A 13,314-nucleotide genomic window follows, 5' to 3' on the forward strand; every position below is an offset into this window, starting at 1 on the left:
ACCTAAGAAAATTACTGCCGCTAGGTATATATTTATATATAAAAAAATATAGAAAAATGAGCACCGTACTCTATCGAAGATAAGAGATATAAGAATAGTTATTGCTGATCAGGTTAACGCATCTTGCGAGAACACTTTACTACAATAATCCCATGACTTATAAGGATCACTGCAGAGTAACACGTGCCGAATTTATCCGCGTTACTACAGTGCTGCATAAGCAAACAAAGCGATACAGTTCAGATATCAGCTCGAGCCTATTGCTAAGAATAGGATGGTTATCCCAACACTCTTCATCTTAATGATGATATTACAGACAGTCTTGTCTACTAACCCAAGATCACGAGGCTAGTAGCCCTTCCTAGGAAAGGCTACAGGTCGAACTTATGTGAACGGTTTTTCCACATGCCTTGAAAGTCAGGGGAAACGACTTATCGTACTGTTTGCGCTGTGGCGGCAAATCGGTGCAGACGCTTTCGTACAGTTCCGCAGCCATCCCAACTGATTCGCCAAGCGGTCGGGTGCGGATGAATCTGTCTTGCCGATATCTGTCGCATCTGCACCGATTTCTATGGCTAAGCAAATCTCGCTGATTAGATCGCTCGCATTTAGCCTAAAGATAGCGCCCGCCGATCACGCGATGTGTTGTTTTATCAAACAATAGTTTCGTGCATCCTTCATCCCCGCCATTTGCTATAGCACGCCCGGAGGCAACTTACGGAAATACAGCTTTACCGTATTGTACCCCCTGGCTTTCAGTTGCACTTCTGTCTGACCGGCCCATGCTACCTCTAGATCAATGTATGCTTCCGAAGGAATGTGCAGTACATCGAAATAAGATTTTTCGCCAGCAGCGGATTGTGCTACTATATGCCCCTCGTGAACAGCTTTGTATGTAAGCATCGGCTGCCCCCACGATATCGCCGAACGCATAGATGTGCGGCATATTAGTACACATTTGTTTATCGACATCAATAAAACCGAACTTGGTGACTGCAACGCCGGCATACTCGGCACCAATGTATTTGGTATTCCAACGTCGCCCAACTGCGACGAGCACGCAGTCGTATCGCTGAGGACTTCAGTCGTATCGCTGAGGACTTATTAGTGCATTCTCACTCTTGAAACTTATATAGATCCCGTCCGCCTTAGCTACGGCAGCCATAGTCCTTGTCTTGAGCATAATATTTGCGAAGCGCTTTATATTAAATTTTTTCCATATCTTGACAAGATCTCGGTCTTCGCCATACATTAAACCATTAAGCGTCGAATATACCGTAGCCATCTCGATCCCGATTATTCCGTCGCCGATTACTAGCATGCGCTGCGGGATTTGCGGAAGCTCTAATGCACCTGTAGAATTAATAATGCGTGCATCGCTAGGCAAAAACAGAAGTTTTACCGCTTGCGATCCGGTTGCATAATTGCCTGTTTGAAGCACACGATCTGCTGTCCGTTGTTAGTCTCTGTACCTCACAAGAGGATAAGAGTCAACAAACGCCCCAACACCGGTTACGACCTGAATCTGTCATATTTTTACTATTTCGGCGGAGCCCGGTCGTAAGCTTATTCACTACGCTGGTCTTGAACTCACGAAGCTTTACCAAATTAATCTGGCGTTTGACCGAGTGTAATCCTACGTATTGCTAACGCCTTTGCCTTGTCAATGACGGCCGCCGTGTGAAGTAACGCTTTTGACGGAATATACCCGACGTTCAAGCAAATGCCGCCTAGTGCTAAATATCGCTCGACGATCACAGTTTTGAGGCCGAGGTCAGCAACACGAAAAGCGGCTACTCAGCCGCTTGACCCAACGCCTAGCACTAATAGGTCACACTCGATATGGCTCTAATTCGCTAGGATGAAGCCGGCGAACCGCATGTATATAGTCCCGGCATTGTGGTAACGACGTGCGGTATAGCAGGATAAGTACTGACTACCTTAATCAACGCTTTATCTCTTTCTCGCTTTACTAGAAAACTCCTCTTATCGATAATATCGCCAGGATGAACTGATGTCGCGATCCTGTTTACATCTTTAAAATTTCTAATACTAGGAACTCTTATTTCCACGCGGCTCATCTGTATCCTCTCACAGTATTACGCGTCGGAAATCTGCAAGGATCTGGCCAAGGTATGCATTGAAGCGCGCAGCCTCCGCGCCGTCGATTACGCGATGATCATATGACAACGAAAGCGGTAGCATTAAACGTGGGATAAACTGCTTACCATCCCAGACCGGCTTGTAAGTGCTTTTAGATAAGCCGAGGATTGCAACTTCCGGTGCATTAATGATCGGTGTAAAATGTGTGCCGCTTATACCACCAAGCGACGAAATTGAGATTGAACCACCCTGCATCTGCTCTGATTTTAGCTTTCCTTCACGAGACAGCCTAGCGAGCTCTATAGTTTCTTTCGCGATCTCGAACACGCCTTTATGGTTGACATTTTTAAGCACAGGCACAACCAATCCATTCGGTGTATCGACCGCAAAGCCAATATTAAAATATTGTTTGAATACAATATTATCCCCATCAAGACTAGTATTGAATATTGGTATTTTTCTTAGCGCAGAGACGATTGCCTTGATTACGAAGGTAAGCATTGTTACTTTGATGCCCATCTTCTCATTTTCTTTATTTAGTTGCACGCGCAACGTCTCAAGCTCGGTAATATCAGCTTCATCGTTATTTGTCACGTGTGGAATCATGACCCAATTACGATGCAAGTTTGTCCCAGAGATCTTCTTGATCCTTGATAAAGGTCGAGTCTGCATCGGACCGAACTTTGAAAAATCGATCTTCGGCCAAGGCGGTAAGCTCAATTCTCTTCCGCCAGACGCCTGGGTGACGACCTCAGGCACACTACGCTGCTCAGTCGTTATGCTCTTCATATAAGCAGCTACATCCTCGCGCGTAATCCGGCCCTTCGGGCCGGTGGCCGGCACGCGCGCAATTTCCTCAATGCCAAGCTCGCGAGCGAGCTTGCGAACCGACGGGCCTGCATGGCTAGTACGACGTTCGTCGTCCATCGGGATCGCCGCTACCTGCGCAAGCACCGATGGCTCGACAGCGCCACACACTGGTGCTTGTATAACAGACAAATTTTGTGTATCAGATAAATATGAAGGTTGCAGAACTGGCTTTGGCGCCGTAGTCAGCGGTACGGCCGGAACGCACTCTACCTGATCGGAAGTTGCACTTATGACACTCTCTAGTACGACAATGAGCGTGCCTTCAGATACTACGTCTCCGACATTGACTTTCAACGATCTTATTATGCCAGCGACCGGACTCGGCACATCCATCGTTGCTTTGTCTGACTCGAGCGTAATTAGTGATTGTTCTGATTCAACAGTATCACCCGGCTTTACAAGCACCTCAATTACTGGCAGGTCTTTGCAGTCGCCGATATCCGGCACTTTCACTTCGATTACTTTACTCATTGATTCTATCTCAATTAACCACACGTAGGCGACGACCGAATACGGCTATTGCCCGCGGGGAAACGCATTAACGTGATGCAAGAAAACAGTATTAGACGGTCACTGGATTTGGCTTATCCGAATTGAGCTGGTATTTCTGTAATGCTTGTTCCACTATCTTACGATTACTGATGCCTTCGTCGGCTAACGCGTGCAGCGCAGCTACTGTGATCCAATAGCGATCGACCTCAAAGAAGTGACGCAGCTTTTCGCGCGTATCAGAACGACCAAATCCATCAGTACCCAGTACCACATAGCGACGTGGCACAAACGCCCGAATCTGCTCAGCTAATGAGCGCACATAGTCGGTCGACGCGATCACTGGACCCTGCGTATCCTTTAGCAAGGTCTGCACGTGTGATAATTTTGGATTAGAGAGTGGATGAAGTAAGTTGTAACGCTGTACTGCATGCCCTTCGCGAGCTAGTTCGATAAAGCTCGGCACGCTCCAAATGTCAGCAGCTATTCCCCAATCATGTTTTAGCAACTCAGCCGCCGCAATTACTTCGTTTAAGATCGTGCCAGCACCTAGCAATTGAACACGCGCAGCATCCTTATCTATATTGGCCTTGCGTAACAAATACATGCCTTTGACAATATGTTGCATAACATGCTCCCCTACAGGCATAGGGGGGTGCTTGTAGCTTTCGTTCATTACCGTTAGATAATAAAATACGTCTTGTTGCTCCCACACCATTCGGCGCAGGCCATCCTGGACAATCACGGCAAGCTCGTAGCAAAATGTCGGGTCATAGCTAACACAATTTGGGATTGACGACGCCCACAACAGAGAATGCCCATCCTCATGCTGCAGCCCTTCTCCGTTGAGCGTTGTGCGTCCTGCGGTACCCCCAAGCAGAAAGCCTCGAGATCGCATATCGCCAGCGGCCCAGGCTAAATCACCGACACGCTGAAAGCCAAACATCGAGTAAAAGATATAGAATGGCACCATAATCTCATTGTGTGTCGAGTATGATGTTGCCGCCGCTATCCAATCGCAGATTCCACCTGCCTCGTTAATGCCCTCCTGCAGGATTTGTCCTGTCGTCGATTCCCTGTAGAACATTAGTTGGTCGAAGTCTTCCGGCACATATTTCTGCCCTTCTTGATTCCAAATTCCGATCTGGCGGAATAACCCCTCCATGCCGAACGTTCTCGACTCGTCTGGCACGATTGGAACAATCCGTTTACCTAATACTTTGTCCTTGAGGAGAATGCTCAAGATCCGTACAAACGCCATGGTAGTGGAAATCTCGCGTCCATCGCCAGTTCCCTTAAGCAACCCTTCGAATGCAGATAGTGGAGGTACATCCAGCGATATATCAGCCTTCATGCGTCTCTGCGGCAAATATCCGCCGAGCGCAAAACGATGCTGGCGCATATACTCAAGCTCTTTTGAGCCCTCCTCGAACTTCAGGTAAGGAACTTCAGCGATCTTGTCATCTGAGATAGGCAATTGGAACTGGTCGCGGAACTTTTTGAGTTGATCTACCTGCATTTTTTTCTGCTGGTGTGTAATATTCATCGCCTGCCCGGCATCGCCCATTCCATAGCCTTTTATCGTCTTTGCTAGAATTACGGTTGGCTGGCCGACACTATGCTGTGCCGCGTAAAATGCCGCATAAATTTTATGTGGGTCGTGGCCGCCCCGATTTAAATTCCAGAGATCATCATCTGACCAGTCTGCTACTAGTGCTTTTAGTTCTGGTGTAATAAAAAAATGCTCTCGTACGTAGGCGCCAGACTCTGACTTATATGTCTGGTACTCTCCGTCGACCACTTCCATCATCCGATGCATCAATACACCCGTCTTATCGCGTTCGAATAGTGAATCCCAGCGACTTCCCCAGATTACCTTTATTACGTTCCAGCCCGCTCCACGGAATTCGGATTCCAGCTCCCCGATTATTTTGCCATTGCCTCGTACTGGCCCGTCTAACCGCTGCAGATTGCAATTGATTACAAATACAAGATTGTCCAGTTTCTCACGCCCGGCCACGCCGATTGCACCGAGCGATTCTGGCTCATCTGTTTCTCCATCTCCGAGGAAGCTCCAAACCTTGCGCACTGAGGTCTTCGCGATGCCGCGCGATTCTAAGTAGCGCATAAAACGCGCCTGGTAGATTGCCATAATTGGGCCCAGGCCCATTGAAACTGTTGGAAACTGCCAGAAATCTGGCATTAACCATGGGTGTGGATACGATGAGATACCTTTGCCTCCGACCTCCTGCCGAAAGTAATCTAGCTTTTCCTCGGTGAATCGACCTAAAAGAAATGCTCGTGAATAAATACCGGGCGATGAGTGGCCCTGTACAAATATTAGATCACCGCCATGTTCAGCACTTGGTGCATGCCAGAAATGATTGTACCCAACATCATAGAGAGTGGCTGCTGATGCAAACGATGCAATGTGCCCACCAACATTCGTGTGCTTGCCGGCGCGCAGCACCATTGCTAGCGCATTCCAACGCGTATATGAGCGGATTCGGTGCTCGATATCTTGATCGCCAGGATTTTTAGCCTGCGCAGATACAGGAATTGTATTGATGTACGGTGTGTTTACAGAGAACGGAAGATACTCACCATGAGCCCGCGAAAACTCAATTTGTTTCTCGATCAGGTAATGTGCGCGCTCGGGGCCCACGGCTGACAGCACGCCATTCAACGCCTCGAGCCATTCGGCGGTTTCTTGCGGGTCGTTGTCTTTTTCGGCAGCGATATACTTCATCACCTCCTCTGGTACGGCGGACATGAGCATCTCCTGGTCCTGATATGTAGAAAGTGCAGCACAAGGTGACCAGCTGCCGCGCGTGGTTCCGCCGGTGGGATCGCGCGGTTAGAGGCGGCCCTCCTGGCCGAATAGTGACGGGATTGTAAAGACCCGGTCTTAGCCTGTGCAACAAAATTTTTTAAATAACCAGATGATTTTTCATTTTGGAGATTCAAGAAGTGCAATAAGAAAATCTGGCATCTTTAGATGTTCTATCTCTGGGTTATGTTAAAATTTTCACAGTATGATTTTATTGTTGTGTAACAATTTTTCTATATTGACTAATTAGTTCTGAGCTTGTGGAGCAAGAAGACTATAGGTTTACCTATGGCCTAACGTCCAAACTGGATAACATGAAGGCCCCCCGTTTACTGCTCACTCACGCCGTTTATTATTACAGCCTGATAAGGCTGATTATATGGAAACTAGTTCAAGAAAGAGTAGAAGGAAGATGCGTTATATCAAAACATCGCATATTAAATAATAATATATTAATCCATCTATAATAAACGGATAAGAACAAATGCTGTTTCTCACAAGAGAAAACAGATTTTGCAGGCGTCGTCAATGCTGCAATGCAAAGCTAGGATGATATGGGTTAGAACTGCAAGATATAGAGATTTTTCTACGCACAAGCGTTTTTATGCACTATAAAAGCCTAGAATTAATTAGAAATCTTAGTTCAGAATATCAAAAAACATCACGCATGTAAACAAATACTTTTCTAGATGAAAGTCTAAACAGACTTAGCGGAAAGCCACTTCACTCACGAGAAAAACCGCTCTTCTACCGTACTAGCTGCATAAACCTCTACATAGAGATGTAATGATAGCTGATATGACTTCTCCCGGAGAAAAGTCGTATTTTTAGGGTTAGCATTTTTAGTATTTAGCCTGAATATGGCTCAATCTTTTACAAGACACCCTATACATTATCGCTGATCGATAGCCTCTTAGCGAGAAACTAGCTGGATGTTGTTCATGATAAACATTAAATGCAAGTATGATGGGGTCATCAGCTCAATAACGCCGTACGTATTTCAGGATTGACTTTGAGTTCCTAGTCTCAGCTCCACCCGTAGTAGCAGAGAAGTCAAGCCGAACTGCTGTTCACTAACCACCATTTCCGGCACCCGTTAAAAACTACTAAAAAAACACCTGATGACCTCGATGCTAAACAACTGGATACATTCAGTTTTGACACCTGACACCGACTTGTGAGCTGCCGTTCTAGCTACAAGTAGCTAGAATCTAGAAGCCCTGAGCAATCTATATGCAGAGCATCTCACGGTGCATTTGAAATGCGCCTGCAATAGATTAAGAAAGTTGGTAGTCAACACACTTAAATTAATATAGATATACTGCAGCATGCTCGACAATAAAAAAAGATTTATAGTCTAACTACTCCTTGATAAGGATAAAGGAACTCACCCCGTGAGTGGAAAATCAGTTCAGCTCATCCGCTAATGTTGGTCTCATGATTAATGAGACACCTAATATAGGTTAGTGAAATTTATAAACGAGTCAATAGACGACTTTTTTAGTACTAAAGAGAAAATTACATTAGGCTGTGTTCGCTAGATTATCCATAAAACCCGTTCGTAAATTAATATAATTAAACAAGCCAACAATCTGAATTGTTAACTTATAAATATATTAATATTACAAAATATTCTGTCGCTACAGATTAATACTAATCAGTCGAGCACATCATTTCTTTTTTGGTCAAATAAATAGATTACGGATAATCTCTTAATCAAGATTAAGGTGGGTCAAGGTGCTCCGTGCAAAAAGCCAGTCACTGATAGCGGTATAATATAATACGACACGCTCGTCTCTTAGTATTGCGACCCACTTAATTCATAACTTGCTATGACAGCTAGAATCATCGATGGCACTCTGCTCTCTAAACGGCTGCGTTCCGATAAGGTAGCACAACGTGCTGCCGCGCTTACTGAACGTGGCTACCCACCTAGACTCGCAGTAATACTGGTAGGCAATAACGCAGCTAGCCAGATCTACGTTCGTAATAAGATCAAGGCGTGCGAGGCTAACGGTTTGCATGCAGTATGTGATTACTACCCAGCCGAACTAATCGAGGCTAATCTGCTTGTCAGAATTGACCAGCTGAACCGTGATCCGAGGATACACGGTATTCTTGTGCAACTACCTTTACCACCGCATATCGATGCATATAAAGTTATCGCAGCGATTGCACCAGAAAAAGATGTAGATGGCTTGCATGTCGTGAATATGGGTGCGTTGATGGCTGGAAAACCCCTTTTTCGCCCTTGCACTCCATATGGAGTAATGAAAATATTCGAATTAGAAAACATCCCTCTGACTGGCGCTAACGCCGTAGTTATCGGCCGCTCCAACATTGTTGGCAAGCCAATGGCGATGCTACTAGTTGAAGCCGGCGCAACTGTAACGATCTGCAGCAGTAAGACTCGGGATTTAGCAGTGCATACGCGTAGCGCGGAGATCGTCGTCGCAGCAACTGGCACGTGGAATTTAGTGACGGCTGATATGGTTAAGCCGGGCGCAACTGTTATCGACGTTGGCATCAACCGTGATGACAAGGGCCAGTTGTGTGGCGATGTAGATTTCGCCGGCGTTCATAAGGTTGCCGGGCATATCACACCGGTACCAGGCGGTGTCGGTCCAATGACAATTACGATGTTATTAGTCAATACAATTGCAGCAGCCGAATACGCAGCCGGGTGACGCTGCGGGCGTGTAAGATTGGGCATAATTGACTGTAAGCTATCGTTAAACCCCCAAATTATAGGCACACGTTAAACGCCACGCGGGTACCCCAGTCTTAGTTCGTCACGTTGATTAGCACGTTTCATAATATGATAGGAACATCATGGGCCAAGCTGCTACTCTCAATCCATTACTTAATTTCTCAGATTTACCCCATTTTAACTTAATCCGCCCTGAGCATGTGACCCCGGCGCTCGATATTCTACTTAAAGCCGCGCACGACGCAGTACAACATGCCAGTGCGCCGCAAACACCGGCCACCTGGGAGATGATAGTCGAACCAGTTGAAATGGCTACCGAGCCGCTATCACGCGCGTGGAGCGTAATTGACCATTTAAATGCTGTTTCCGACACACCAACACTGCGCGCGGCACATGCACAAAATTTGCCTCGAGTGATCGAATTTTGGTCAAAAGTCGGACATAATCTTGCGCTGTACGAGAAATACAAGTGTATTGTAGCCAGCAGCGCATATGCGCTTCTCAGTGACATCCGCAAGACAATTCTTCACAACGCGATACGCGATTTTCGTCTATCTGGCGCTGAACTTCCAGAATATAAAAAGCCGCGTTTTGCGCAATTGCATGAACAAAAAGCCGCGCTATCGAAGCAGTTCTCAGACAATGTGCTCGATGCAACGAACGCGTATACATACTTTGTGACGGATGACACAGAACTGAATGGCCTACCTGTGGACGTGATTAACTCCGCTCGTCATATGGCCGAAAAAGATAGCAGGCCGGGCTGGAAATTTACGCTGCACTGCCCATCGTATTTTCCGGTCACACAATATGCAGAACACCGGCCGATGCGCGAAGCAATGTACCGCGCATATATGACGCGCGCATCGGAACTCGGCCCTCGCTATAGCTGCGGCAAGCCGCAGTGGGACAACACTGCGAATATGACCGAGCAGCTAAAGCTGCGCGCAGAAGAAGCATTGATGCTAGGCTATCAGAATTTTGCGCAAATATCGCTCGAGTCAAAGATGGCAGACTCGCCGGAGCAGGTTATTGTATTTCTTGATGACATTGCGCGGCGTGCGAGGCCGCATGCAAAAAAAGACTGGGCGCAACTGCAAGCATTTTCAGCTAACGATCTTCAGCTTATGCCGCTTAAACCATGGGATATTGCTTACGCGTCTGAAAAACTGCGAAGAAAGCTATATGCGTTCTCCGAACAAGAAGTTAAGAAATACTTCCCAGAAAGCACCGTTCTTCAAGGTTTATTTCGTATTACTGAGTACTTATTCGACATACTCATTAAACCGAATTCGGCTGAAACGTGGCATCCGGACGTACAGTTTTTCCGAGTTGAAGATCGTGATGGTAGGTTGCTCGCTGAGTTTTATCTAGATTTGTATGCCCGCGAGAGCAAGCGCAGTGGTGCGTGGATGAATGACGCACGCTCACGCTACAGACATGCCAACGGTACACTGCAAACCCCAGTCGCCTATCTAACGTGTAACTTCTCAGCCCCAGTTGGTGACAAACCAACTTGCTTTACACATGGTGAAGTTATTACTTTATTCCACGAGTTTGGTCATGGATTACACCACATGCTGACTCGAATCGACGAGTTAAGTGTATCTGGAATTAATGGTGTTGAATGGGATGCTGTTGAATTTCCATCGCAGTTCATGGAGAACTTCTGCTGGGAGTGGGATGTTCTAACTAGTATAACCTCGAATATAGAGAGTGGCGAACCATTACCGCGCGAATTATTTGATAAAATGCTGGCGGCAAAGAATTTCCAAAGTGGGCTTGTCACATTGCAACAAATCGTCTTTTCAAAATTCGATATGCTGTTGCATACCAGCCATAATCCTTATGGCATGCTCGGTGTTAATACACTAGCCCGCCAGGTAAGTGATAGCTGCCATGTTATACCGCAAGCATCATTTTCGAGATGGCCAAACACATTCGGTCACATGTTTTCAGGCGGCTATGCTGCAGGTTATTATAGCTACAAATGGGCTGAGGTTATGTCAGCCGATGCTTATGCCTCATTTAAGGAAGCAGCTAGCACCAGTGGTAGTGTACTTAATCATGAAACCGGAGCGCGCTACCGCGCGCAGATACTCGAGGTTGGTGGTAGCCGTTCTACGCTAACATCGTTCGAGGCTTTTCGAGGTCGTCAACCAAGTATCGAGGCTATGTTACGTGACAATGGCATGATCACGTAAGCTGATTTAATTCCAATCCAACTGGAATCTGTCTATGCAACAAACCATTCTACAAAAACGTAATTTATTCGGCAGCGTTTTACTTTAGCAGAAAGCTTCAAGGGCTAATAGCTGTGTATGATCAAACATCCATGGCAGAACATATCGCCAGCAGTCAAAAGGCGTCCGACGCGGTCAACCCACGTCACATCATAGCACGTTTACATTAAAATATACATCAATGTGGAATCGCGATTAGGTTGCACTACAGATTGATTTTTATAATTCGGTCCGCGACTCACGTGTTATTGCCTACAGTGGTGTATATATTTCTTATGTTACACCAGTTGTAATAGATCTATCAAATAAATATACGATATAATAATTAAATATATCCCGATCGAAGTGCCTCCCTATATTATAAAATTTCGGCGTCACATATTAATAATGTAATCCGCTGACTAGCTATTGTATAAAGTGAGCCTAGTAAATCAGGCTATTAGGATTTTAGGTATACAGTAATGAATACATATAATAATATTTATAAAACAGCTAATCTTCGGCGTATTCAATACCAGTTGCAGTATGCTGGCGCATTGACGCCAGGTGAAGCATTCGAGCTGCTAGCTCTCGAACCGTTAGGATTGTTAATTGACGTGCGTACCCACGCAGAACTAGATTGGGTCGGTTATCCGGTCGTGGCCAATAACCAGTATGTACACGTCGAGTGGACCCAATACCCGGGCGCTATCCAAAATAGCAAGTTTGTAGAGCAATTATATAAAGTGGCGATGCCTCACACACTAATCCTGCTGCTATGCCGCAGCGCTATACGCTCGAAGCTCGCTGCAGAGGCAGCAGCAAACGCAGGCTTTGTGAGAGCCTTCGATATTCTAGAAGGTTTTGAGGGAAAAAAAGATGATCGGGGCCACCGCAAGACAATAAGCGGTTGGTGTTTTCGCGGTTTACCCTGGGTTAGTGCCTAGATATCGAAGATGCAGCAGCAGCATGGGAAATTTCTTAGAATAGCCGCATACGTGGAAAAAACATATCACCGAAGAGGCAGCGATCAACAATCTAAGCTTGTTATAGGATGTGCTTAAACCAAACATACTATTATATATGTAATTTTAGTATAAAGTTATTATGCCTTTTACAGGTACTCAGTCGAGTTACTGTCTCAAGACAGACGATTTCTGTCCGTTTCAACATTCTATCGACTAACAGTTTGTAGGATTCATACAGGCTGCGCAGCAACATTTAACTGGTAGGTATAATCAAAAGTATTGATTAACTCAGTGTTATTTTTACTATTGAGACATGTGTGTAACACAATTTCATAAAAAGTAAAAAGATAGGCCACTATTTTAACAAATAAACATATCTTAACTTCTTAGGTTATCAGATGAGAAAGTAGATCTAAAAGTTAGCCATAGACCGAACCTATTTTTTCTAATAACAAAATCTGATCTTTTCTAGTATTTTAATACTAATCTGCTGCTTCATAGAAATAAAAAAATGGCTCATCAAATGCTGTATTTGATGCTAAAAACTACGAGCCTCCATTCTTTGATGGCCCGCCCTGCAGGATTCGAACCTGCGGCCTACGGCTTAGAAGGCCGTTGCTCTATCCAACTGAGCTAAGGGCGGTTAAGGACCAAAATATTATACTAGATACGCCCTAATTTTTAGAAATTAATACGTAGACTGTTCAGTCTAATAGGGAAATGCACTAGAAAAATTGAGTCATGATAATACAAAAATTTTTTTGACTATAACTAAATATTGCGATCTATCTGCTATTGCTATTTAGCAATATATGCTAACGCAACATTTACACCAACATATAAATTTATAAGAAGTAGATTAGACTAGATAAGCTAGAAATCACGTAATATAAATTGTCTGTAGTCAACCAACCTGCGATTGTAGAAATCGTTCATATAAAATATATAAGTAGAATACTCCGCTATACGGGTCAACTTGCTGCCTGATACCATATCAGGCTAACTATGCCGGAGAATATAGTAGTTTTCGCATCTAAATTAGAAATGTAAATTTCGGCAACTGTTCTACTGACGCGCGGATATCTGATGTCAGCGACTATTGAAAAACCGCTTTACAAAAAT

5 protein-coding genes, 1 tRNA gene and 1 pseudogene are annotated in these 13,314 nt (G+C 45.1%); 3 read left to right on the forward strand and 4 right to left on the reverse strand.

The window, feature by feature from the left end:
- Positions 1-439: 439 nt before the first annotated feature.
- The 3 genes and pseudogenes from GJV44_RS02815 to aceE all read right to left on the reverse strand — a co-directional run.
- Positions 440-2,081, reverse strand: a pseudogene (locus tag GJV44_RS02815) (dihydrolipoyl dehydrogenase family protein); the annotation flags it as partial.
- A gap of 10 nt (positions 2,082-2,091) precedes the next feature.
- Positions 2,092-3,444, reverse strand: a complete 1,353-nt coding sequence (gene aceF / locus GJV44_RS02820) for a dihydrolipoyllysine-residue acetyltransferase (RefSeq protein WP_226806259.1) — start codon at positions 3,442-3,444, stop codon at positions 2,092-2,094.
- A gap of 91 nt (positions 3,445-3,535) precedes the next feature.
- Positions 3,536-6,235, reverse strand: a complete 2,700-nt coding sequence (aceE, locus tag GJV44_RS02825; RefSeq protein WP_226806260.1) for a pyruvate dehydrogenase (acetyl-transferring), homodimeric type — start codon at positions 6,233-6,235, stop codon at positions 3,536-3,538.
- Between the two features lie 1,889 nt (positions 6,236-8,124).
- On the opposite strand from aceE, the gene GJV44_RS02830 reads away from it, so the two are divergent.
- From GJV44_RS02830 to GJV44_RS02840, 3 genes are all read left to right on the forward strand, one after another.
- Positions 8,125-8,979: a bifunctional methylenetetrahydrofolate dehydrogenase/methenyltetrahydrofolate cyclohydrolase gene (locus GJV44_RS02830; protein ID WP_226806261.1), complete on the forward strand. Its 855-nt coding sequence runs from the start codon at positions 8,125-8,127 to the stop codon at positions 8,977-8,979.
- Between the two features lie 145 nt (positions 8,980-9,124).
- A complete protein-coding gene (locus GJV44_RS02835; RefSeq protein ID WP_226806262.1) occupies positions 9,125-11,206 on the forward strand; it encodes a M3 family metallopeptidase in 2,082 nt (693 codons plus the stop codon).
- Between the two features lie 500 nt (positions 11,207-11,706).
- Positions 11,707-12,171 (forward strand): rhodanese-like domain-containing protein, encoded by a 465-nt coding sequence (locus tag GJV44_RS02840; protein ID WP_226806263.1) that lies wholly within the window; start codon positions 11,707-11,709, stop codon positions 12,169-12,171.
- A gap of 587 nt (positions 12,172-12,758) precedes the next feature.
- Here the strand turns inward: GJV44_RS02840 and GJV44_RS02845 are convergent.
- A tRNA-Arg gene (locus GJV44_RS02845) sits at positions 12,759-12,835 on the reverse strand.
- Positions 12,836-13,314: the final 479 nt, after the last annotated feature.

The organism is Candidatus Vallotiella adelgis, from assembly GCF_020541305.1.
Taxonomy (GTDB): Bacteria; Pseudomonadota; Gammaproteobacteria; order Burkholderiales; family Burkholderiaceae; genus Mycetohabitans; species Mycetohabitans adelgis.

What these genes read in the sequence shown, in the direction of transcription:
- aceF (WP_226806259.1), bottom strand. Translation starts at nt 3,444, where the DNA reads ATGAGTAAAGTAATCGAAGTGAAAGTGCCGGATATCGGCGACTGCAAA.
- aceE (WP_226806260.1), bottom strand. Translation starts at nt 6,235, where the DNA reads ATGTCCGCCGTACCAGAGGAGGTGATGAAGTATATCGCTGCCGAAAAA.
- GJV44_RS02830 (WP_226806261.1), top strand. Translation starts at nt 8,125, where the DNA reads ATGACAGCTAGAATCATCGATGGCACTCTGCTCTCTAAACGGCTGCGT.
- GJV44_RS02835 (WP_226806262.1), top strand. Translation starts at nt 9,125, where the DNA reads ATGGGCCAAGCTGCTACTCTCAATCCATTACTTAATTTCTCAGATTTA.
- GJV44_RS02840 (WP_226806263.1), top strand. Translation starts at nt 11,707, where the DNA reads ATGAATACATATAATAATATTTATAAAACAGCTAATCTTCGGCGTATT.